Below are 22,266 nucleotides of genomic sequence, written 5' to 3'. Positions count from 1 at the left end.
TATAGAAAATACTTCACCATGAGGTTTCAATAAGGAGATAGTATCTAATTATAGTTTTCTTGGATTTTACGACAGCCCACTCTTGACAGGGGGGCGCTGGTTCGAACCCAGTCCGGATCACCATATATAAAAGTTAAAACCCTTGAGAAATCAAGGGTTTATTTGTTGTTTGCTGTTAAAGGTTTTCCAGTCATTCATTTTAGAACTGTCCGCATACCTGTCATAACTGCCATATTATCGACCTGAATTTTTCGCCCATCCTCCGGTTAACTCTTTTCATAACAAAAAATTGCAAGAAAAAGGACTTTTGATTATAATCTAATTAGACAATCATCTAATCACATTAGGAGGCAAGTATGATCTACTTAGAAACGGTGAACGATCCTATTTCGCAGGAGAATGTTCAAATCCACAAATCCATTTTGAACTCTCATCCTTCGTATAATCTAGTCGTCGTTGGCAAGGAGTTTTTAACTGATGAAGGTATCATGACAGAGACCTCTGAAAACTTGAAAATGGGTGAAAAGACGCTGCACATAAAACAGGATGATGAGTGCATAGGAATCATCACTTATCTTCCTGAGAGTCAGCATGTCAAACATACCTGGATCGGCTTGTTTGCCATTCATAAAAATGATGAAGGGGGAGGCGTGGGGACAAAGGCATGGGGATTATTTGAGCAAATTCTACTAGAACAATCCATTAACCGTGTGAGACTCTTGGTTCAAAATGGAAACGATCGGGGTGCCTCTTTCTGGAGCAAAAATGGGTTCGTGAAAATAAATAGCCAGATGGATGAACATAAAAATATGGTTGATGTTTTGGGAAAGCAACTCTCGTAAAATGACACCAGCAAACAGAGCTTCGCTAAAAGGCCACGTGAAATCACGTGGTTATCGTGTTTTATGTTATTTGAACGAATCTGGAAGATGGCCGCTACGGATTTGATAGTGCGGGCGCCAAAGCGACTGCAATTATGCAATGAAGTGGTCACACGGAACGAACCGATTGTCCGTGTGCAAATAAATAGAGTTGTAAGTGAGTGTAAATGCTGCCATTTCTCGCATTCTCGTGCCTGAATCAGGAGAGAAAGATACGACTTGCTAGTCGACTCCTATGAAGGATGACAAAATCAAAATCCTCCAAAGCACCTACATCTTCAGACCGGTGACCTACCGCATCTTGACCAACATCCTCTCAAATTCCTTTCCAACGTCAAATCTATTTCAGCGCTCATCGATTGGACGAATCTACAAGTGGAGGCTCTGTACCTCTACTAGTCCCCATTAAAATTCAGGATAAGCCCCCGTCCCTTTCCAAATCAAGAGGGTATCACAGAGGGTATCACTTGCCTGCCTTCCTCGGCGAAGGACAAGGGGAGGACCAGTCCCCGGCTTAGTCGATAAAAATCATTACGCCCGGAAAACAGGCAAACGAAATGGTGACAAGATCATAATCTAGACGACCCTTGCATACGTTAGGATGAGCATAAACTCTGTAAATGGATGAGTTATTTCATATATTTCATCGTGTCCTGCCGTTCTTTTCGTTCTTAGCCTTTCACAGCCCCAGCCCGCAGCGATTCCCTTCTCCACTTGGGAGGGAGGTCATAATCTAGTAGTTCAAGTCATGATCGCCGCTACATTTACCATGATGATTTCCGCACCGATAGACCACCAAAAACGTCGAATATTACTCGCCCATTAATATCATCCCAACCACTGTCCACCCTCACATCCTTACGAAAATAGCGAAAATGAAAAGAAAAGAACCAAATAGTTGTTGATTTCTGTTCTCAATTACTATATAAATTAATTAGAAGTATTATTATCTAATACTTAATTTAAATGACGGGAGAGGTACAAATGGACTCTATGGCAACAGCTAACACTGGAAAGTGCCCGTTTTCGCATGGTAGCACTACCAGTCACCATCCTAGTGCTACGTCGAATAAGCACTGGTGGCCCAACCAGTTGAACTTGAACATTCTGCATCAGCATGACAGAAAATCGAACCCGATGGGCGAAGACTTCGATTATACAGAAGAATTCAAAAAGTTGGACTACCAGGCTCTGAAGCAGGATCTTTACGATCTCATGACAAACAGCCAGGATTGGTGGCCTGCAGACTACGGGCATTACGGTCCATTGTTTATCCGTATGGCTTGGCACTCCGCTGGTACATATCGTACAGGCGACGGCCGTGGTGGTGCTGGAACCGGCACACAGCGTTTTGCTCCGCTTAACAGCTGGCCAGACAACGGCAACCTCGATAAAGCTCGCAGACTGCTGTGGCCGATCAAGCAAAAGTATGGCAACAAGATTTCTTGGGCCGACTTGCTCATTCTAGCAGGTAACGCCGCTATTGAATCCATGGGCGGCAAGACAATCGGTTTTGGAGGCGGACGCGCGGACGTTTGGCATCCGGAAGAAGACATTTACTGGGGTGCTGAAAAGGTATGGCTCGATGATAAGCGTTATACCGGCGACCGTGAGCTGGAGAATCCGCTCGCTGCTGTTCAGATGGGTCTTATCTATGTGAACCCTGAAGGTCCGAACGGGAACCCGGATCCGCTTGCAAGTGCTCGCGACATTCGCGAAACCTTCAAACGCATGGGAATGGATGATGAAGAAACCGTTGCACTCGTGGCAGGCGGCCATACGTTTGGTAAGGCGCACGGCGAAGGAGATGCAGCTCTTGTCGGCCCAGAGCCGGAAGCTGCTCCTGTTGAAGCAATGGGCTTAGGTTGGCTGAGCACGCACGGTTCCGGTAAAGGCCGGGACGCCATCACCAGCGGTATTGAAGGTGCTTGGACTGCGAATCCGACTAAGTGGGATAACGGCTTCTTTGAAACACTGTTCGGGTATGAATGGGAGCTGACCAAGAGCCCGGCAGGTGCACATCAGTGGGCTCCAGTAAATCCTGCTGAAGAGCATCTCGCACCAGATGCAGAAGATGCATCCGTCCGTGTTCCAACGATGATGACCACTGCGGATATGGCGCTGCGTGTGGATCCCGCATACGAAAAGATTTCCCGTCGTTTCTATGAGAATCCAGACGAGTTTGCCGATGTATTTGCTCGTGCATGGTTCAAGCTTACTCACCGTGACATGGGGCCTCGCGCAAGATATCTAGGCCCGGAAGTACCGGAAGAAGATTTTATCTGGCAAGATCCTGTACCCGCTGCTGATTATGAATTGACCGATGCAGATGTAGCAGAGCTGAAAACACGGATCCTTGACTCGGGACTTACCGTCAGTGAGCTGGTAACGACGGCTTGGGCTTCCGCTAGTACCTTCCGCGGCTCGGATATGCGCGGCGGCGCCAATGGTGCTCGCATCCGTCTGGCTCCACAAAACGAGTGGGAAGTGAATGAGCCAAACCAGCTTGCAAAAGTGCTGAGAATCCTGGGAGTCATTCAAGAGGACTTTGGGAAGAAAGTCAGCATGGCGGATTTGATTGTGCTCGGCGGTAGTGCCGCAGTAGAATTAGCTGCAAAAGAGGCAGGCTTTGATGTTACGGTTCCTTTTGTTCCTGGACGCGGCGATGCAACACAAGAGCAAACGGATGCAGAGAGCTTTGCCGTACTCGAACCGGTGGCAGATGGTTTCCGGAACTACCAGAAGAAGCAGTATAGCGTAAGTCCTGCGGAGCTCCTCGTAGACAAAGCGCAGCTGCTGACTCTCACAGCACCAGAAATGACTGCGCTTGTGGGCGGAATGCGTGTTCTGGGTACCAACCACGGTGGCACAAAGCATGGCGTATTCACGGATCGTGTAGGCACACTCACGAACGACTTCTTTGTGAACCTGCTGGATATGGGAGTACAGTGGAAGCCTGTAGACGGAGGCGCATTTGAAGGACGTGATCGCAAGACGGGTGAAGTCGTGCGCACAGCGACTGCTGTCGACCTCGTGTTCGGTTCCAACTCTGTTCTGCGTGCCATTGCAGAAGTTTATGCGCAGGACGATAACAAAGAAAAGTTTGTGCGTGACTTTGTAGCTGCTTGGGTCAAGGTAATGAATGCAGATCGTTTCGACCTGAAATAAGCTACTGGGGCATGGCATTTGAATTACGTGTTAGCAGCTACTGAGTGATCAGGGCTGCTTTTTCTTTTTGTTTCGATGAAGAGTACGGTCGGCACCCCCCTTTCATTTCTGAAATCCAATCTTTCAAAAATGAAAGAACTCCGCTCATGAACACCCCAAACTCAATGAAAACCGAATGGCACGAAAGTTGCTCCCTTTCAAAGCAACACGTCGGAACCAACATGTGAACAAACAGGGGGGAATGAAAGACTTGAAGCTAGAGCATACATACACCTTTGACATTCCAAGAGACATCGTGTGGAAGCTGATTCAAGACGAAGAAGTCTTGAAGAAGTCCATTCCAGGATGTAAATCCTTTTCAAAAATGGAGGATGGGGTCTATCACGCGGAAATGGGCGTGAGCGTGGGACCGGTGAAAGGGGTGTTTGCAGGACAGGTTCAACAGGTGGACCAGGTAGAGCCGTCCTTCTACCGCTTGCTGGTCCGCGGGAAGGGGCTGCCGGGAGAGATTGACGCCGTTGCCGACATGCGGCTGGACGAGGTTGATCAGGGAACCCAACTCACCTGTTCCACAGAAGTCCAGGTCACCGGTGTTTTGGCATCCGTCGGTCAGCGTGTCATGGGCGGCGTCGCCAAAATGGTGTTGGGTCAATTTTTCAAAGCGGTGGACAAAGAAATGAAGCAGCTGGCATCACATTCGGAATGAAAACGAAACAAGGGGGTGCTCTGTGATGACATTCACAAAGAAGATTGCGCTTTCGGTTAACGGAGTCCAAAAACAGGCGGAAGTGGAGCCGCGCCTGCTGCTGGCTCACTTCTTGCGCGAAGACCTCAACCTGACTGGGACGCATATCGGTTGCGACACAAGCCAGTGCGGTGCCTGTACGGTGATGCTGAACGGAGAAGTGGTCAAATCCTGTACGGTCCTTGCCGTACAAGCGGACGGTGCACATGTCACCACGGTCGAAGGGCTCGGAGACATGGAGCAGCTGCATCCGATCCAGCAAGGATTCTGGGAGAAGCACGGATTGCAATGCGGCTTTTGCACACCCGGTGTGATGATTTCGATGGTTGGCCTATTAAAGGAGAATCCGGATCCATCCGAGGAGGAGATTCGGGATGCGCTCGAAGGAGTCATCTGCCGCTGTACCGGCTACCAATTTATCGTCAGCGCCGTGCAGCATGCCGCCAAGCTGATCGCTGAAGCCAACCAGTCGAAAGAAACGATTACCAGTGCAGGGGAGGGACGCTGACGATGGCAAAGCTGATTGGAACCCCGCAGAAACGAAAGGAAGACCCGAAGCTCATTACCGGGAACGGCCATTTTACGGATGATATCAAACTTCCGGGGATGCTGTACGGTGCATTCTTGCGCAGCCCGCATGCGCATGCGCGAATTTTGAAAATAGACGCATCCAAAGCACTGGAGCTTCCCGGAGTGGCGGCTGTCTATACGGGAAACGATCTCGTGGGAAAAGTGAAAGCGGTACCCGCCATGTGGTTCTTGCCCGGTGCTGACCTGAAGCCAAAGGACCGCAGCACGCTCGCTGTCGACAAGACCCGCTACGCCGGTGAATGCGTCGCGCTGGTCGTAGCGGAAAACCGGTATATTGCCCGTGATGCCCTGGATTTGATCGAAGTCGACTACGAAGATCTGCAGGCGGTTGTCCACCAGGAAGCAGCCCTTCTCCCTGAAGCGCCGCTCGTTCATGATGACGTCGAGAACAACCTGGCTTTGCTGTGGAAAGCGGGAGAGATTCCGGACGAAGAATTTCAAAATGCCGAAGTCGTCGTCCGTCAGCGGTTATACAACCAACGCGTGATTCCCAATCCGATCGAAACGCGGGGAGCAGTCGCCCAGTACAACCCGGGAAGCGGCGAGTTGACCATTTGGTGTACTTCGCAAAATCCGCATATCCATCGGATGGTGTATGCGGACGTACTGGATATCTCGGAATCCAAGCTGCAAATTGTCGCTCCCGATGTCGGCGGCGGATTTGGATCAAAGATCGCCACCTACAATGAAGAGGCAGTGATCGGGCACGCGGCACGCGATCTGAAGAGGCCGGTGAAATGGATCGAGGAACGCAAAGAGCATTTCATGGCCACTACGCATGCGCGTGATGAAGTGATCGAAGTTGAGCTGGCTGGAAAGCGAGACGGGACTTTCACGGCCCTGCGCGTCAAAAATACCGCAAACCTGGGCGCATACCTGTCCACGTTTGGAGCTGGTTGCCCGACCATCGACTTTGGCTTGATGGTGACAGGAGCTTACACCATCCCCAAGGCTGAAGTGGTTACCTACGGCGTCTACACCAATACGACTCCGACAGACGCCTACCGCGGTGCAGGCAAACCGGAAGCAGCCTTCCAGATCGAGCGCATCGTGGATCTGTTCGCCCAGGAGATCGGGATGGATCCGGTAGAGCTCAGGCAGAAAAATCTGATCCCAAAGGAAGCGTTCCCTTATAGCACCGCCATGGGCGTCAGCTACGACAGCGGCAATTACCAAGATACGCTGGATCGCGCGCTGGACATTGCAGGCTACCCTGCCCTGCGAAAAGAACAGGAGAAAATGCGTGAGCAAGGGAAGCTGCTCGGGATCGGTATTTCTACCTATGTGGAGCTGTGCGGATTTGGTCCATCAAAAGTTGCGGGAGCCATCGGATTCCAAGGCGGAGTCTGGGAAAACAGCACCGTGCGCGTCCATCCGAGCGGTAAAGTCGCCGTTTTTACGGGAACATCTCCACATGGCCAGGGAACAGCCACGACGTTTGCGCAAGTCGTCGCGGAAAAATTAGGCATTTCCATTGATGATATCGAGCTGATTTCCGGAGATACCCGGAGCGTCTCCATGGGCTGGGGCACGTACGGCTCGCGAAATACAGCGGTAGGCGGCGCAGCGGTTTCCATCGCGACGGATCGGGTGATCGAAAAGGCGAAGAAGATTGCCGCACACGAACTGGAAACGTCCGTAGAAGAGTTGGAATTTTCAGAAGGTATTTTTGCCGTCAAGGGAGCTCCGGAGCGAAAGCGTTCCTTCAGAGAAATTGCCAAATCAGCCAACTTTGCCTGGAATTTGCCGGATGGCGTAGAGCCTAGCTTGGAAGGGCAATCGTTCTTTGACCCACCGAATTTCGTTTATCCGTTCGGCGCTCATATCTGCGTGGTGGAAGTGGATCCGCAAACGGGGGAAATCGAGCTGAAACGCTATGTTGCCGTGGATGATATCGGCCGCGTGATCAATCCGATGCTGGCGGAGGGCCAGGTGCATGGCGGGATTGTTCAGGGGATCGGCCAAGCGCTGTGGGAAGGTGCCGTCTACAGTGAAAATGGTCAGCTGCTGTCAGGGACATTCATGGATTACACCATGCCGAAAGCACGTTTCTTCCCGACGATCGAGTCCCACTTTATCGAGACGCCATCGCCGGTCAATCCTCTGGGGGCAAAAGGCGTGGGGGAAACGGGAACCACGGGGGCGCCGCCAGCAGTCGTAAATGCGGTCATGGATGCCTTGCGACCGTTTGGGATCAAGGATTTGGATATGCCTCTCACACCGGAAAAAGTATGGAGAGCGATGCAAAACAGGAGGGAAAACGCATGATACCCAACTCGTTTGAGTACGTACAGGCAGGCTCCATCGAGGAAGCGATTCGACTGATGCAGGAGAGCGGCGGTGAGGGCAAGTTCATTGCGGGCGGTCACAGTCTTGTGCCGTTGATGAAATTCCGCTTGACCAACCCCGGCAAGCTGATTGACATCAGCCAAATTACAGATCTCAGAGGCATTCGCAAGGAAGGAAACAGACTGGTGGTGGGAGCTTTGACCACACATAAGCAATTGTATCAGGATGAGCTGGTCAAGCAAAACATTCCCGTATTGGCAGAAGCGGCCCGGACCATCGGGGACATGCAGGTTCGCAACCGGGGAACAGTCGGCGGCAATCTTGCCCATGCCGATTCTGCCGCAGACCTTCCAGGTGTGGCGCTTGCGCTGGATGCGTTCATGGAAGTGCAAGGGGAAGATGGGAAGGAATCCTTGGACGCCGAAGGGTTCTTTCTCGGGCCGCTTGTCACCGCCTTGCCGGAGACCAGCGTGCTTGCATCCGTCTCCTTCCTGATCCCTCCTGCCCATGCGAAGAGTGTCTATCTGAAATACGCGCACCCGGCTTCGGGCTATGCAGTGGTCGGCGTATGCGCCATTGCAGGAGTGGGGCAGGATGGCCGGATCGATTTCGTGCGGATCGGCATCAATGGAGCCGCCGACATCGCCTATCGCGCCACTTCCGTCGAGCAAGCGCTGCTGGGAGAGATACCGACAGCCGATACGATTCGCCTTGCCTCAGCACTCGCTGCAAATGAAGGAGAGATTGGCAGCGATCTGTTCGCTTCCGAAGAATACCGGCGCCATCTCGCTTCGGTATATACCCAGAGAGCGTTGACCCAAATTCTTTTGTAATGAGCTGCCTGTATCGAACGGAGGTGTAGGGATGAGGGAAAACGAGGCAGTCCTGCAAGCGCTTGTGGAAGCGCGCAAAGCCGGGAAAAAAGGCGTACTTGCGACGGTGGTGCAAATCAAGGGTTCAGCCTATCGGCGAGAAGGCGCGAAAATGTTCGTCGATGAAACCGGCCATCATGTCGGCTTGATCTCGGGCGGATGCCTCGAGGCGGACGTTGCTGAAACGGCGCGGACCGTCATGGAGCAAAACATGCCGCTGATCAAACGATATGAGCTGGGAGAAGATCTGGTTTGGGGTCTCGGGCTGGGCTGTCCGGGAACGGTCGATATCTATCTGGAGCCTGTATCGGCAGTCTCTGAATGGCAGCCTGCCTTTGCGCTCTGGATCGAAAGCCTTCGCACAGGCAGAGCTGCAGCCTTGTGCACGGTGCAACCTGCAGCCGGAACAGACAGCGATTCAGCGAACAGAAGCCGGATGTTCCTCTCAGAAGATGGATATGCAGCGGGATGCCTCGGAGACGAGAGGGTAAACCAAACGGTGGCAGCGTGGGCGAGCGAACTGTTCCATGAGCAAAGTCCAAAATCCGAAAGCCGCTCCCTCACCTTGGAGGACGGTACAACGGTAAACTTGTTCGTCGACATCTCCGTTCCGGCACCGGCAGTCATGATATTCGGTGCCGGCCACGATGCCGTTCCCGTAGCCAGGCTCAGCGCATCATTAGGATTTCCGACTACCGTAATCGACCCGCGTCCCGCTTACAATACGGTGGATCGATTTCCCCAGGCGACTCGTATATTGACCGAACCGAGTCAGTATCGTGAAAAAGTAATGATCGACAAGCGGACCTATGTCATCATCATGAACCACCATCTGGAGAGGGATCGGGAAGCGTTGAAATACGTGCTGTCCACGCCTGCGCCGTACGTCGGATTGCTGGGACCGAGATCGCGTGCCAACCGCATTCTGGAGGGCCTTGGAGAGGAAGGTTGTCTTTTTGGCGACCGCCAGTTGGAGCGTCTGTTTAGCCCGATTGGACACGACATCGGAGCAGAGTCCGCAGAGGAGATCGCCGTCAGTATTCTGGCAGAAATCATTGCCATGCGCAGCGGGCACGAAGGCGGACGCCTGCGGGACAAAGCTCGCATCCACCGAATCCCTGTTACAGCGAGATGACAAGCAGGAGGACTGTTCAAAATGAGACAGATTTGCGCTGTGATATTGGCAGCCGGAATGTCCTCCCGAATGGGTTCGGCCAAACAGCTGCTGGACCTGCATGGACGTCCTTTGCTCGAACACGTCATAGGGCTGGCGCTAAAAGAGGAGTTTGCCCAAGTAGCAGCCGTGATTGGCCACGAGGCTGACAAGATTTCGCGCTCCATCCCCATCGATGATCCGCGCTTTCAATGGGTGTTCAATCCGCTGTACCGGACGGGTCAAAGCACATCGTTCAAGCTGGGCATTCGAAAAGCCTTGGAAACCCACGCTTCGGTCATGGTATTCCTCGGTGATCAGCCTTATGTCTGCAGCCAAACGGTTCATGAGGTATGGTCGCGCGGGAATCAAATGCTGCAGCAGGAGCAGGAAGCTTTTGTGATCCAGCCGGCCTATCAGGAGAGGGCCGGGCATCCCGTCTTTTTCGGAAATGTGAGCAGCCATCTGTTTGAAGAGCTGGAAGGGGACCAAGGTGCCAAAGCGATCATTGCCAGCATGAAGCGGCGAATTCTTTTGCCTGTCAATGATCCTGGCATCCACTTTGACATCGATACGCTTGCTGATTTCGAAGCAGCTAAACAAATGCGATGAATGCGTCATGAGCAAGCATGCACAGCAGGACCCATTATGGAGGTGAGTGAGACGTGAATACACTTTATGAATACGGCGGTGACGAATTCATCTTTGTCCAGCTATCCGAAGAGATGAGTCTGGAATCCAACTTCGCCGGCATGGCGATCACCCGGAAATTAAAGGAAAAGCAAGTAGAAGGGATCCTCGATATTTGTCCATCCAACGCGTCGTACATGGTGCGCTTCGATCCGGATGTCCTTGATCCGGAAGTGCTGATGAACGAGCTGAAGGAAATTGAAAGGACAATCGACCCACTGGATGTGACGATCTCCAGCCGTTTGGTGGATGTCCCCGTCCTCTTTGAAGATCCGTGGACGCATGAAGCACTGATGCGTTTTCGGGATCGACACCAGGATCCCGAGGCAACCGACCTTCAATATTCCGCCCGCATCAATGGATACGCGAATACGGACGACTTCATCGAAGCCATCACGCGATCTCCCTTCCTCGTTTCCATGATCGGCTTTGTTCCGGGCCTGCCATGGTGCTTTCAGATGGTTCCGCGTGAAAAGCAGATCGAAGTGCCCAAATACGTTCGCCCGCGGACTTTTACGCCAGAGCGCGCATTCGGTTTTGGCGGAGCCTTTTCCGTCATTTACCCCGTACAGGGTGCCGGCGGATATCAGCTCTATGGAATTGCTCCTGCTCCCATCTATCAAAAAGAGCAGACGCTGCCTGACTTCAAGGATTCCATGGTATTCCCGCAGCAAGGCGACATTTTCCGCTACCGCAGCATTACCCGCGACGAATACGACGACATCCGCAAGCAAGTGGACGAGGGTACCTTTACCTATCAGAAAAAGGCGTTTACCTTTACCCCCGGCGAGGTTTTGGGGGATCTGGAGTCTTTCTCGGAGAGCGTAATGAGGAGGTTGTACCATGATTAAGGTGAGCAAACCGGGTCTGCAAACAACGGTTCAGGACAAGGGACGAATCGGCTTCTATGAGATCGGCATGCCTCCTTCCGGTGCGATGGATCAATATTCCTATACGGTCGCCAATCTGCTCGTCGGAAATCAGCCGAATGCAGCTGCTCTGGAAATCACCTATCTCGGTCCCGAGCTTTTGTTTGAAAAAGACATGCGTATCAGCCTCACGGGAGGCAGCATGCCACCCAAGATCAATGGGGAATCCGTCCCCATGTGGGAAACGCTCGCGGTACGTGAGGGAGATGTCCTGTCCTTCGATTTCGTCAAGTCAGGGGCGAGAGTGTATTTGGCAGTAGAAGGCGGCATTGACGTCCCGGTCATCATGAATTCAAGGTCCACCTACACGCTCATTGGCATCGGTGGCTTTCAGGGCAGACCCTTGGCTGCAGGAGATGTCCTGCAAACCGGACACATGAAGGAAAAGGATGTTCCGGTAGGCAGCAAGATTTCGGATGCGGACATCCCCGCCTTTGGCAAAGCGCACGAAATCAGGGTCGTCGTCGGCCTTTGCAGCTATCGGCTGACAGAAGAGAGCAAACAGTCGTTTTTGCAGACGGAATGGACGGTTACTCCGGAGGCCAACCGCATCGGGTATCGCCATCGGGGAGAGCGACTTCAGTTCGTCGAGCGAAAGCAGCCTTTTGGAGCCGGCAGCAATCCGTCGAATGTGACCGATCTCGGCTATCCGATCGGATCCATTCAGGTACCGGATGGTGTGGAACCGATCGTTCTGCTGCATGATGCGGTGACGGGAGGCGGATATGCCACGATCGCCACGGTCATCAGCAGTGATTTGAACCGCATGGGACAAATCAAGACGAATGAGAAGGTTCGCTTTGTTTCGGTATCCATGATCGAAGCTCTGCAGGCCAGAAGAGAAACACAGGAAAAACTGAGACGCATCGCCGCTTCTCTATAAATGGACAGGAGGAACTGGTATGAGCGAAAAAAGAGCGATTCTTTCCCCTTTGCCAGGTGTGTTTTATCGAAAACCCAGCCCGGATAAACCGGACTATGTGCAGGAAGGCGACTCGGTCAAAGCCGGTGATATCGTCGGACTCATCGAAGTCATGAAAAATTTCTACGAAGTGAAAGTGGAAGTGGACGGAGTCATTGACTGCTTCGCTGTTGAAAACGAAAGCATTGTGGATGTGGATCAGGAGCTCGTCACCTTGAAGTAGCTTTGGTGTGCTGCGCGCAAAAACCGCTTCTGGAAAAATGGAGGATAACATGAGCTATTTCAAAAAAGTGCTGATCGCCAACAGAGGGGAAATTGCCCGCCGAATCATCCGCACCTGCAAGCGATTGTCGATTCAAACGGTTGCCGTTTACTCGGAGGCTGACAAGGACGCCTTGTTTGTCCGGGAAGCGGATGAAGCCGTATGCATCGGTCCTGCCCCCGTCAAGAAAAGCTATCTGGATATGGACAATATCATCCGGGCTGCAAAAGAAACCGGAGCCTGCGCCATCCACCCCGGCTATGGATTCTTGGCTGAGAACGGTGCATTCGCGGAAAGGTGCACCGAGGAAGGCTTCACCTTTATCGGCCCATCTGCATCGGTGATTCGACTGATGGGCGACAAGATAGCTGCCCGCAATCAGATGCAGGCCGCTGGGATTCCGATCGTTCCGGGAGTCGATCACGGACTTTCCTCGGTGGAGGAAGCCAAACGGGCGGCAAACGAAATAGGCTATCCGATCATGCTCAAGGCGAGTGCCGGCGGCGGCGGGATCGGCATGCAGATTGTTCACAGCGATCAGGAGCTGGAAAAAGCATTTGAGAGCACGGCTCAGCGTGCAGGCTCGTACTTTGGCGATGATACCTTGTTTCTGGAGAAGTATATCACCTCACCGCGCCATATCGAGGTACAGATCGTCGGGGATTCGCTCGGCAACCTGGTGCACTTGTGGGAACGGGAATGTTCCATCCAGAGGCGCAACCAAAAAATAGTGGAAGAGGCGCCATCCCCTTTTCTTGACCCGCAGGCCCGTGAAGCGTTATGTGCGGCAGCGGTGAGAGGGGCGGCAAGCATCGGCTACACCAATGTAGGGACAATGGAATTCATCGTGGATGGACAGGGAGAATACTACTTCCTTGAAATGAATACGCGCATTCAGGTGGAGCATCCGGTGACGGAAGAAATTACAGGTGTGGATCTCGTGGAGTGGCAGCTCAAAATCGCTGCTGGTCTGCCGCTCGATCTGGATGAAATCCCTTTGTCGCCGCAGGGTCATTCCATTGAATGTCGGTTGTATGCAGAGGATGCCCGCACCTTTATGCCCTCGCCAGGAAAGATCGAGACGCTGCGGCTCCCCGACTGGGCGCGTCTCGAGTTTGCCGTAACCGAAGGAAATCAGGTCACCCCCTTCTACGACCCGATGATTGGAAAAATCATCACGCACGGTGCAAGCAGGCAGGAAGCGATTCGAAAAATGAAAGATGCCTTGGAGCAATGCGTGATCAGCGGGATCAAAAACAATCTGCCTTTGCTTGCGTCCATCATGGATGATCCAGCCTTTCAAGCAGGGACTTACGATACGAAATTCGTGGAATCCGCGCTAATCAAGTAACGTCAGGGGGGAGAAAGAGTGAAGGTAGATCTGAATTGTGATATGGGGGAGAGCTTCGGGCTCTACAAAATGGGCAGCGACGAGGAAATGATCAAGTACATATCCTCCGCCAACATCGCTTGCGGCTACCACGCTGGAGATCCCCAAGTCATGAGAAAAACGGTCCAAATGGCCAAGGAGTATGGCGTAGCGATCGGTGCGCATCCTGGCTTTCCGGATCAGATGGGCTTTGGGCGGCGGTACATGACGTGTACGCCTGATGAGATCCGGGACTATATCCTTTATCAAGTCGGGGCATTGCGAGAGTTTGCTTCGTGCTTTCAGCTGGAGCTGCAGCATTGCAAGCCGCACGGAGCCTTGTACATGATGGCCATGGATGACGAAAAAATCGCCAGAGCCATACTGGAAGCATTGGTTAGCGTTTCCAAGGAGATGATCGTCTTCGCCCTGCAAAACTCCGCGGTCGAATGGGTCGGACAGCAAATGGGCGTGCAGGTCGTGCGAGAGGTATACGCGGACAGAGAGCATACAAAAGAGGGCTCCATCGTCCTCACCCGAACAGGCCCGAACATTCAGGACTACGAAGCAATGGCAGCGCGCGTGGTACGCATGGTCAAAGAAGGCGTCGTGCTTACTCCCGATGGGGAAGAAACGCAGGTGCATGCCGAAACGATCTGCATCCACGCCGATACCCCAGGGGCGGTAGAGCTGACCAGGCACATTCACGAAGCCTTTCGCATTGCCGGCATTGCCATCGAACCGATACGAAAAAGCTGATCGCAAGCATGCGGTCAGTTTTTTTTACAGATTGCGCCCATTTCTAGGGAAAGATTGGTATTCTAGAAGCAAGGGAAAAACACGTCCACTATGTTCTTTCGGAGGGGATACCTTGCTGGTATGGAAAGATATCTTGAGACCGGTTTCCATCTTGTTACCGATCGAGAGCACCATACAGGAAGCGCTAGTCTTGTTGGAATCGAGCAAACTGGATCTGCTGCTCGTTGACGATTCGCACCAAGGGATTGTCGGCTATATCGACCGACCTTTCCTCCTGGGGCAGATCACAGCGTCCGGCGACTTATCCGGACAGGTAGAGTATCGAAAAGATATGGTTCGGGTGCCTGCCGAGAGCCCCATTTCCTTTTATCACAATATCCATGTCGTATTGGGGATGGATCAGGCAGGAAACATCGCGGGGTATACCAGTGCCAGCGAGGCCAAAAATCACCTCGGCCAGTACAAGCTAGAGCAGCTGAATCACATCTTCAACAGCTCAGGCATAGGCATCATCACGACAGACCCTCACTTTGAAATCACCTTCATGAATGAAACCGCAGAGCAAATCCTCGGGTTGCCAAAAACCGTCCTGCAATATCGGAACTATAAAACATTGCTCACCATCGACAAGGATTTGGAAGAGGTCTTATCAGGAAAACAGCTGCTCAGCGTGGAAAGCTCTATCAACTACAAACGGATCAGCGGAAATTTTTCTCCCCTCTATGAAAATGGCAAGATCATCGGAATCGTGCATATCTTCTCCCACCGGGAAAGATTGGGAGAAGCCGTGAATGAGCTCGAATTCGTTCGCAATATCAGCGACGATTTGCAGGCCATCTATTCCTCGGAAAACGAGCAAATCATCGTGGTCAATCATGCCGGCAAAATCGTCCGGATCGCGGGAACCTTTTTGCGTGATTTCTGGCAGGTGCAAACCCCCGAACAGCTGATCGATTCGGACGTCTATCAGCTTGAAAGGGCAGGGATTTTTTATCCGAACATTGCCGATTTGTGCATGACGCAGAAGAAAAAGCTGTCCATGATCCAGGAATCCCAAAAGGGCAGAATGGTCTGGTCGGTCGCCACCCCGGTATTTCACGGTGACAAGCTGGAAAAGGTCGTGATCTTGTCCCGGGATATCACCGGGATCCACGTCATGCGCCCTGAATTGGAAATGTCAGGAAGGAAAGCGAAAGATCATGATCCAGATATGGATGAGATCCTCACCAGGCAGGATAACCTACGAAAACTGGTCTACCGCTCCAAAGGGATGGAAAGGCTGGTTGACGAGGTAAAGCATATCGCCCAGGTGGATTCGACGGTGCTGCTTGTGGGGGAATCGGGTGTGGGAAAAGAGGTCTTCGCCCAAACGATCCATGAGTACAGCGCAAGAAAGAATGAACCGTTCATTCGGGTCAACTGCGGAGCTCTCCCTGAAAGTTTAATCGAAAGCGAACTGTTCGGCTATGAAAAAGGGGCATTTACCGGAGCGGATCAAAAGGGTAAGCCGGGCTTGTTCGAACTGGCGCACAAAGGAAGCATCTTTCTCGACGAGGTGACGGAGCTGCCATACCCCATGCAGGCGAAACTCCTTCGTGTCCTGCAGGAGCGGGAAATCATGCGTGTCGGAGGAACAAGAACCTTTCCCGTCGATGTGCGTGTGATTGCGGCAACCAACCAGAATCTCAAAGAACTGGTGAGGAGTCGAAAATTTCGGGAAGATCTGTATTACCGCTTGCATGTGATTCCCATCGAGATACCGCCGCTCCGCAAGCGAACGCCGGACATCATTCCGTTGGCCATTCATTTCCTGAAGCGATTCAACAGCCTATACCATCTCGACAAAAGCCTGACCCGGGAAGCTCTGAATGCCTTGGAGGGCTATGCTTGGCCAGGAAATGTCAGAGAACTGCAAAACGTAATCGAAAGACTAGTCGTGACAACGAGAAAAGACAATATCGGTACGGAAGACGTTCTCCCTCATTTATATGTGGAAGAAGATCGCGGTCGGGAGAACAAAACATTGGTACTGGACATCATGCCGCTGAGAGAAGCGGTCGAGGAAGTGGAGAATCAACTGATCTCGCTTGCTTTGAAAAAATACGGCACCGCCTCGAAAGTTGCCAAAATCCTTGGCGTAAGTCCTGCTACACTTAGTCGCAGAATTCAGAAATTTCTGCAATAGAAAAGGAGTTGCTTATGTTTACCCTGCCAGAAACCAGATTCGACTTCGGCGGTGACGAGTACATCTACGCGGAGATCTCCCGGGACATGAGGGAGGAAAGCAATTTCAAGGCATTAGCCGTCACAAACGAATTGCGGAAGCGGCAAATACCTGGCATCCAAGATATTTGTCCCTCCAACTCTTCGTATATCATCCGTTTCGATCCGGAAGTGATTTCTGTCGCCGACCTTCTGGAGTATTTGAAAGAGATTGACATCACGAAAAGCAATCCGTCCGAATTGAACATGCAGGTCCGTATTGTCGAGATCCCGATCTGGTATGACGATCCGCTGACACAGGAGTACAGCAGACGCTTTCAGGAGCGCAATATCGCCCATGAGGCAAAAAGCAATTTTGAGCTGGTCATGAAGTTGAACGGCTATGCCGAAAAGGAGCGCTTTATCGAGGCACATTCCTCCAGTCCCTACCTGATCACGATGATGGGATTTATCCCCGGAACGGCATGGGAATATCCGCTCGGTCTTACGAAAGAGCAAATCATCCAGACGCCTAAATACATAAGCCCCCGGACTGATACACCGAGCCAGGCTGTCGGGATCGGTGGGGCGTTTACAGTGATCTATCCGCTGAGTGCCCCCGGCAGCTACCAGCTGATTGGGATGGCAGCGGTTCCCGTATTCGATCAATCGCAGAGGCTTCCCGATCTCAAGGATACCTTCTTTTTGGCCAAGCCAGGAGATATCTGGAAGCATCGTCCCGTTGACGAAGCCGAGTACAATCGGATTGTCCAGCAGGTCGATGAAGGGACGTACCGATACCGGATCAAATACGTAGATTTCTCGACGGAAGACTATTTCGCCGACAGAAAAGGCTATCTGAAGCAATTGATGGAGGGGTTCTAGCTTGTTCTACATCTTGGACGGTGGATTGCAAACCTTGGTGCAGGATTCGGGCCGAAAAGATTACTACCACTTAGGGGTTCCTCCTTCCGGTGCAGCAGACAGATATTCGTTTTGTCTGGGAAACATTTTATTGGGCAATCCCATCGACTATGCCGCTCTGGAGATCACGCTGCTCGGTCCCAAAATCGAAGTGCGCAAGAAAACGGTCATCGCCATCACGGGCGCCCCTATGGATGTGAAAGTGAACGGGCAGCCCATCCCCATGTGGGAGTCGGTCTGCGTCCAAGAAGGTGATGTTCTCACCCTTCGTTCAACGGCCAAAGGCGTAAAAACCTATTTGTGCGTGTCAGGGGGGATTCAGGTTCCCGACGTGCTCGGCTCGAAATCGACGTACACCTTGAGTCAATTGGGTGGATTTCAGGGAAGAAAACTGCTTGCAGGGGACGAGGTAATCATCGGGGAGCCTTTGCCAGGCGTCTTCCATCATGTGGGGACGCGAATCCCGGAGGAATATCTCCCCCGATTTTCTTCCTCCATCGATATCCGCATGGTCATGGGCATTTCCAGCTATCGGTTGAGTGACGAAGGATTGAAAGCGTTCCTGAATTCAGAGTGGCAGGTTGGACTCGAATCTAACAACATCGCGTACAGATATACGGGTGCGACTGCTGCCTTCCAATCGGTTGATCCCCCATTCGGTGCGGGCAATAATGCATCCAACACCGTGGATATCGTCTATCCGATCGGCGCGATCATGATCCCGAATGAGAAAGAGCTCATCCTGTTATTGCGGGATGCGACGACGGGAGGAGGGTTCGTCACCATCGGAACCACGATCAGCGCAGACTTGGATCTCGTAGCACAATCCAGACCCCATTCGATAACCCGCTTCATCGCCGTGACGCATGATCAAGCGATCGAAGCCCGGATGCAGCGGAAGAGAAAACTCCTAAGCTTGCAAAGCTTGCTGAAGGGATGAGCGAGGATCGCTTCAGGCTGCTGCCCCCTCTTGTTCTCTATCTGGTAGGAAAAATAGTCGGAATCCCACGAAAAACTCGTCCTTACCTGTTGCGAAACCGACCCATTTCCGTGATGATAGAACAAAAGAGACAAAATAGGAGAAAAAGGGGAATCAACTGATGGCGATCAAAGCGGTTTTATTTGATTTGGATGATACGTTGCTGTGGGACGACCGCAGCGTGAAGGAAGCGTTTCAAGCGACCTGTGCGGAGGCTGCCAAGTATCACGACGTGGACACAGAGCAGCTGGAAGAGGCGGTTCGCAGGGAAGCGCGGGCCATATACGAAGCTTTTGAAGCGTTCCCGTTTACCAAAATGATCGGGATCAATCCGTTTGAGGGACTATGGGCACGCTTTGCCGAGGGGGAACAAGAGGAGTTTCGCAAGCTCCAATCGTTCGTCCCCACCTATCGGAGGGAAGCATGGACACGCGGCTTGCGGGCACTCGGCATCGAGAACGAAGAGCTGGGCGCTAAACTTGGGGAAATGTTCCCGGCGGAGCGGAGAAGCCGCCCGATTGTGTATGAAGAAACCTTCGAGGTGCTGGACCAGCTGAAAGGAAAATACAAGCTCCTGCTGCTGACCAACGGCTCGCCTGACCTGCAAAAGGAAAAGCTGGCCGGAGTCCCAGAGCTCGCTGCTTATTTCGACCATATCATCATTTCCGGTGATTTCGGTCAAGGCAAGCCTGCCGCGCCGATTTTCGAGCACGCCATGAGCTTGCTGGGCATCACGGCAGAAGAAGGCGTGATGATCGGGGACAAGCTGACGACGGACATTCTGGGCTCGAATACGGTAGGCATGCGCAATATGTGGATCAATCGGCATGGAGTGCCTCGTGTAGGGGAGATTGTGCCGAGTCATGAGATTGCTAGTTTGCGGGAGATTCAGGGGGTTATTGAGTCTTTGGGGTGAGCCCGTCTCACTCATTAAAATGAAATGATATTTGTTGCGTAGCCCGCGATGAATTCCTCTGAAATTACGAAATAGTATCTATTAAACACCAAATAACAAATAACAGAAAAACCGTCTCTCTCGTGACGGTTTTTTCCGATTCCTTACCTTGGATCATTTTTCACCATCGCCAAAATGAGATAGAGCTTATTTCATTGTAAAAGGATAGGAATAAAGATTGACGCTTAAAGCTATCTTTTATATATAGATCTCAAAGGTACCAATCGCAAACAAGGCCATCATATAGGAAGTGATCAGCAAAATGCTAGAAGTAGCTGCAGCCATCATCGAAAACGAGCAAGGCCAGCTCCTCATCGCGAGGCGCAAGAAGGGAAAATCGCAAGCGGGCTTGTGGGAGTTTCCAGGTGGAAAGATCGAGCAGGGTGAATCGGTAGAAGCCTGCCTGCAAAGAGAATTACAAGAGGAGATGAACATCTCCATCGAGCCGTATGAACCGTTCGGCGTCAATGATCATGCATACGGGACGACGCAGATTCGGCTGTTCGCTCACCGAGCTAGGTTTGTGGGCGGCGACATATCCCTCGTAGACCACGATGAGTACCGCTGGGCAAGCCGTGAGGAGCTTCGAGAATATTCATTTGCACCTGCTGATATTCCGTTTGTGGTGAGGCTGCTACAAGAATTGTAAAAACCCCTATGTAAACCGGGCCCATCCCAGTCTTTGCGGATGGGCCCGACTTCTTTCCTGCTGCGGACTAGTCTTCGTCTTCTTCCTTGAAATTCTGGTTACCAACGCCACGACAGCGTTTGGCTTGAAGGGATCAGACGGCAAGCATGATTCTGCTGATGAGAACCACAGCATCTCCATTGCGACATTGCATGATGAATGTGCCGTTTTCTTGTCTATCCAACAGCATGTACAGATGCTTAATAAGCGATGAGCACGATCCCATGAGTGGATAGGAATGGAGGAAAAATCCAACGAAAGACGGGGAATTTCAAGGGCTTGAACAAGCATGAAATGGATTCGCTGGTTCAGTAGATTCTATCGATTAAACAGTTGTTGAAATGATAGAAAACGGGGCTGTCTCACCACTGGGGTGACAGCCCCTAATTTTTTCCATGTACCGTGTATCCGCCCAGTCCACTTATGCCAGGTAGACATAAACATAGAATGGGAAGGAATGTATCTGCGTAGTCAAACAAATAGGAAGGAGCGATGATCCGTGCCCATACGGACATTTGGGTTTACGGGTGGGCGTCAAAGCTTTACGGTTCCCCCTTCCGTGACCTCGGTAACAATCAGGGCGGCGGGGGCCGTAGGCGGAGCTGCCGCTGCTCGTGCAGGAGGAAGAGGAGCCTATATACAGGGGGATTTTCCGGTCACCCCTGGCGAGGTATTGACCATTCTCGTAGGTGGAGCAGGCGCAAATGCGGAGGCGGCTTCCCGAGGCGGAGGCGGGGGAGGTGGCACGTTCATTTGGCGCACCAATGGTCCTGTCACAACGGATACCCTCTTGATCGCAGCAGGGGGAGGCGGAGGAGCAGCTGCTCTGACGGCTGGCATGGACGCGCAGAATTCAAGCACGGACGGAACAGGAGGAGAAGGACAAGGAGGAACGGGAGGTACCGCCGGATCAGGGGGTGGCGGCGGATTAGGCACCGGCGGAGGTGGCGGAGGAGCCGGCATTATCGGTAATGGCGGCGATGGAGAATCTGGAGGCTTCGGTGGAAGAGCAATTGACGTTGATGGTTCTGGGGGGCTAGCGGCGGGCCTTCAGGCGGGGGGATGGAGGTTTTGGCGGCGGCGGGGGAGGCTCTGGTGCAGGTGGGGGAGGCGGGGGTTTTAGTGGAGGAGGAGGTGGCCAGGCTGACGCTGGTTTGGTTAATGGAACGGGTGGTGGGGGAGGCGGATCGTTTAACGGCGGCATCAACCAGAATAATCAACTCGGCGTCGGAGAAGGCAACGGATTCGTAACCATAACCTTTTCCGTGTCAACCTTCGTCTTTACGGGCAGCCCGCAGACCTTTACGGTTCCTCCTTGCGTGACTTCGCTTACGATCCTGGCGCTGGGAGCAAGAGGTGGTGCCTCAGGCGCTACAGGAAATTTCGGGAGAGGAGCCTTGGTCCAGGGAGACTTTGCCGTAACGCCTGGTGAGCAATTAACCATTTTGGTAGGCGGTGCTGGAGGCGACAGTCCTTTGACCGGCGCAGGAGGCGGAGGGGGCTCGTTCGTATGGCGAACTACGGCTGCTGTAACAGCAGCCAATCTGATGGTCGCAGCTGGCGGAGGCGGAGGCGGCACCACTGTTGAGTCCGGAGCAGATGCGACGGCAACCAGTCCGAATGGTCTTGCCGGAGGCGGCATTACGGGAGGAGCCGGCGGCACGGCTGGATTGGGTGGCGGCTCAGGCAGTGGTATAGGAGGCGGGGGAGGCGCTGGCATTGTCGGAAGTGGTGTTTCTTCCATGTCGGGCGCGGGTGGGGAACCGCGATTGACATGGGTGGTACGGGTGGCGCTGCAAGCCCTATCGGGGAAGCGGGTGGGTTTGGCGGAGGAGGGGCAGCTCGGTTGGTGGCGGGGGCGGAGGAGGCTTTAGTGGAGGCGGAGGCG

20 protein-coding genes are annotated in these 22,266 nt (G+C 52.6%); all 20 read left to right on the top strand.

Annotated features, from left to right (window positions below):
* Window positions 1-356: 356 nt before the first annotated feature.
* Window positions 357-842, top strand: coding sequence for a GNAT family N-acetyltransferase (locus tag JNE38_RS20545; RefSeq protein ID WP_203353019.1), 486 nt, complete (start codon window positions 357-359; stop codon window positions 840-842).
* A 1,023-nt stretch (window positions 843-1,865) separates the two neighbouring features.
* A complete protein-coding gene (gene katG, locus JNE38_RS20540) occupies window positions 1,866-4,049 on the top strand; it encodes a catalase/peroxidase HPI (RefSeq protein ID WP_203353018.1) in 2,184 nt (727 codons plus the stop codon).
* A gap of 250 nt (window positions 4,050-4,299) precedes the next feature.
* Window positions 4,300-4,755, top strand: coding sequence for an SRPBCC family protein (locus JNE38_RS20535; RefSeq protein ID WP_203353017.1), 456 nt, complete (start codon window positions 4,300-4,302; stop codon window positions 4,753-4,755).
* Between the two features lie 25 nt (window positions 4,756-4,780).
* Window positions 4,781-5,302, top strand: coding sequence for a (2Fe-2S)-binding protein (locus JNE38_RS20530; protein WP_203353016.1), 522 nt, complete (start codon window positions 4,781-4,783; stop codon window positions 5,300-5,302).
* Window positions 5,303-5,304: 2 nt separating this feature from the next.
* Window positions 5,305-7,653: a xanthine dehydrogenase family protein molybdopterin-binding subunit gene (locus JNE38_RS20525; protein ID WP_203353015.1), complete on the top strand. Its 2,349-nt coding sequence runs from the start codon at window positions 5,305-5,307 to the stop codon at window positions 7,651-7,653.
* Window positions 7,650-8,507: an FAD binding domain-containing protein gene (locus JNE38_RS20520; RefSeq protein WP_203353014.1), complete on the top strand. Its 858-nt coding sequence runs from the start codon at window positions 7,650-7,652 to the stop codon at window positions 8,505-8,507. Before JNE38_RS20525 ends, JNE38_RS20520 begins: the two co-directional genes overlap by 4 nt.
* A gap of 31 nt (window positions 8,508-8,538) precedes the next feature.
* Entirely contained in the window at window positions 8,539-9,681 is a 1,143-nt protein-coding gene (locus tag JNE38_RS20515; RefSeq protein WP_203353013.1) for an XdhC family protein, read from the top strand.
* A 21-nt stretch (window positions 9,682-9,702) separates the two neighbouring features.
* Window positions 9,703-10,311, top strand: a complete 609-nt coding sequence (locus tag JNE38_RS20510) for a nucleotidyltransferase family protein (RefSeq protein WP_203353012.1) — start codon at window positions 9,703-9,705, stop codon at window positions 10,309-10,311.
* Window positions 10,312-10,364: 53 nt separating this feature from the next.
* On the top strand, window positions 10,365-11,240 hold the full coding sequence (locus JNE38_RS20505; protein ID WP_203353011.1) for a 5-oxoprolinase subunit B family protein: 876 nt from the start codon (window positions 10,365-10,367) through the stop codon (window positions 11,238-11,240).
* Window positions 11,233-12,201: a 5-oxoprolinase subunit C family protein gene (locus JNE38_RS20500; protein WP_203353010.1), complete on the top strand. Its 969-nt coding sequence runs from the start codon at window positions 11,233-11,235 to the stop codon at window positions 12,199-12,201. Before JNE38_RS20505 ends, JNE38_RS20500 begins: the two co-directional genes overlap by 8 nt.
* 19 nt (window positions 12,202-12,220) lie before the next feature.
* On the top strand, window positions 12,221-12,463 hold the full coding sequence (locus tag JNE38_RS20495) for an acetyl-CoA carboxylase (RefSeq protein WP_203353009.1): 243 nt from the start codon (window positions 12,221-12,223) through the stop codon (window positions 12,461-12,463).
* A gap of 49 nt (window positions 12,464-12,512) precedes the next feature.
* Complete coding sequence (locus JNE38_RS20490) at window positions 12,513-13,853, top strand: acetyl-CoA carboxylase biotin carboxylase subunit (RefSeq protein WP_203353008.1); 1,341 nt, start codon at window positions 12,513-12,515, stop codon at window positions 13,851-13,853.
* 18 nt (window positions 13,854-13,871) lie between these two features.
* Window positions 13,872-14,630, top strand: coding sequence for a LamB/YcsF family protein (locus JNE38_RS20485; RefSeq protein ID WP_203353007.1), 759 nt, complete (start codon window positions 13,872-13,874; stop codon window positions 14,628-14,630).
* Between the two features lie 112 nt (window positions 14,631-14,742).
* Window positions 14,743-16,815, top strand: coding sequence for a sigma 54-interacting transcriptional regulator (locus JNE38_RS20480; RefSeq protein ID WP_203353006.1), 2,073 nt, complete (start codon window positions 14,743-14,745; stop codon window positions 16,813-16,815).
* 14 nt (window positions 16,816-16,829) lie between these two features.
* Window positions 16,830-17,717 carry a 5-oxoprolinase subunit B family protein gene (locus tag JNE38_RS20475; protein ID WP_203353005.1) on the top strand — a complete coding sequence of 296 codons (888 nt, stop codon included), beginning with the start codon at window positions 16,830-16,832 and terminating at the stop codon, window positions 17,715-17,717.
* Window position 17,718: 1 nt separating this feature from the next.
* Window positions 17,719-18,696 (top strand): 5-oxoprolinase subunit C family protein, encoded by a 978-nt coding sequence (locus tag JNE38_RS20470; RefSeq protein WP_203353004.1) that lies wholly within the window; start codon window positions 17,719-17,721, stop codon window positions 18,694-18,696.
* Window positions 18,697-18,856: 160 nt separating this feature from the next.
* Window positions 18,857-19,651 carry an HAD family hydrolase gene (locus tag JNE38_RS20465; RefSeq protein ID WP_203353003.1) on the top strand — a complete coding sequence of 265 codons (795 nt, stop codon included), beginning with the start codon at window positions 18,857-18,859 and terminating at the stop codon, window positions 19,649-19,651.
* A gap of 301 nt (window positions 19,652-19,952) precedes the next feature.
* On the top strand, window positions 19,953-20,339 hold the full coding sequence (mutT, locus tag JNE38_RS20460) for an 8-oxo-dGTP diphosphatase MutT (protein WP_203353002.1): 387 nt from the start codon (window positions 19,953-19,955) through the stop codon (window positions 20,337-20,339).
* 538 nt (window positions 20,340-20,877) lie between these two features.
* The gene (locus JNE38_RS20455; protein ID WP_203353001.1) at window positions 20,878-21,501 is read left to right on the top strand and encodes a hypothetical protein; all 624 of its coding nucleotides are present in this window, start codon (window positions 20,878-20,880) and stop codon (window positions 21,499-21,501) included.
* Window positions 21,502-21,532: 31 nt separating this feature from the next.
* Complete coding sequence (locus JNE38_RS30990) at window positions 21,533-22,252, top strand: hypothetical protein (protein ID WP_203353000.1); 720 nt, start codon at window positions 21,533-21,535, stop codon at window positions 22,250-22,252.
* Window positions 22,253-22,266: the final 14 nt, after the last annotated feature.

It is taken from the genome of Brevibacillus choshinensis (assembly GCF_016811915.1).
In the GTDB taxonomy this organism is placed as follows: Bacteria; Bacillota; Bacilli; order Brevibacillales; family Brevibacillaceae; genus Brevibacillus; species Brevibacillus choshinensis_A.
The sequence above is the reverse complement of the archived record's forward strand: the minus strand, read 5'-3'. Positions and strand labels throughout refer to the sequence as shown.

Coding starts and splice junctions, on each gene's coding strand:
- JNE38_RS20545 (WP_203353019.1), top strand. CDS start 357: ATGATCTACTTAGAAACGGTGAACGATCCTATTTCGCAGGAGAATGTT.
- katG (WP_203353018.1), top strand. CDS start 1,866: ATGGACTCTATGGCAACAGCTAACACTGGAAAGTGCCCGTTTTCGCAT.
- JNE38_RS20530 (WP_203353016.1), top strand. CDS start 4,781: ATGACATTCACAAAGAAGATTGCGCTTTCGGTTAACGGAGTCCAAAAA.
- JNE38_RS20525 (WP_203353015.1), top strand. CDS start 5,305: ATGGCAAAGCTGATTGGAACCCCGCAGAAACGAAAGGAAGACCCGAAG.
- JNE38_RS20520 (WP_203353014.1), top strand. CDS start 7,650: ATGATACCCAACTCGTTTGAGTACGTACAGGCAGGCTCCATCGAGGAA.
- JNE38_RS20515 (WP_203353013.1), top strand. CDS start 8,539: ATGAGGGAAAACGAGGCAGTCCTGCAAGCGCTTGTGGAAGCGCGCAAA.
- JNE38_RS20510 (WP_203353012.1), top strand. CDS start 9,703: ATGAGACAGATTTGCGCTGTGATATTGGCAGCCGGAATGTCCTCCCGA.
- JNE38_RS20500 (WP_203353010.1), top strand. CDS start 11,233: ATGATTAAGGTGAGCAAACCGGGTCTGCAAACAACGGTTCAGGACAAG.
- JNE38_RS20495 (WP_203353009.1), top strand. CDS start 12,221: ATGAGCGAAAAAAGAGCGATTCTTTCCCCTTTGCCAGGTGTGTTTTAT.
- JNE38_RS20490 (WP_203353008.1), top strand. CDS start 12,513: ATGAGCTATTTCAAAAAAGTGCTGATCGCCAACAGAGGGGAAATTGCC.
- JNE38_RS20475 (WP_203353005.1), top strand. CDS start 16,830: ATGTTTACCCTGCCAGAAACCAGATTCGACTTCGGCGGTGACGAGTAC.
- JNE38_RS20465 (WP_203353003.1), top strand. CDS start 18,857: ATGGCGATCAAAGCGGTTTTATTTGATTTGGATGATACGTTGCTGTGG.
- mutT (WP_203353002.1), top strand. CDS start 19,953: ATGCTAGAAGTAGCTGCAGCCATCATCGAAAACGAGCAAGGCCAGCTC.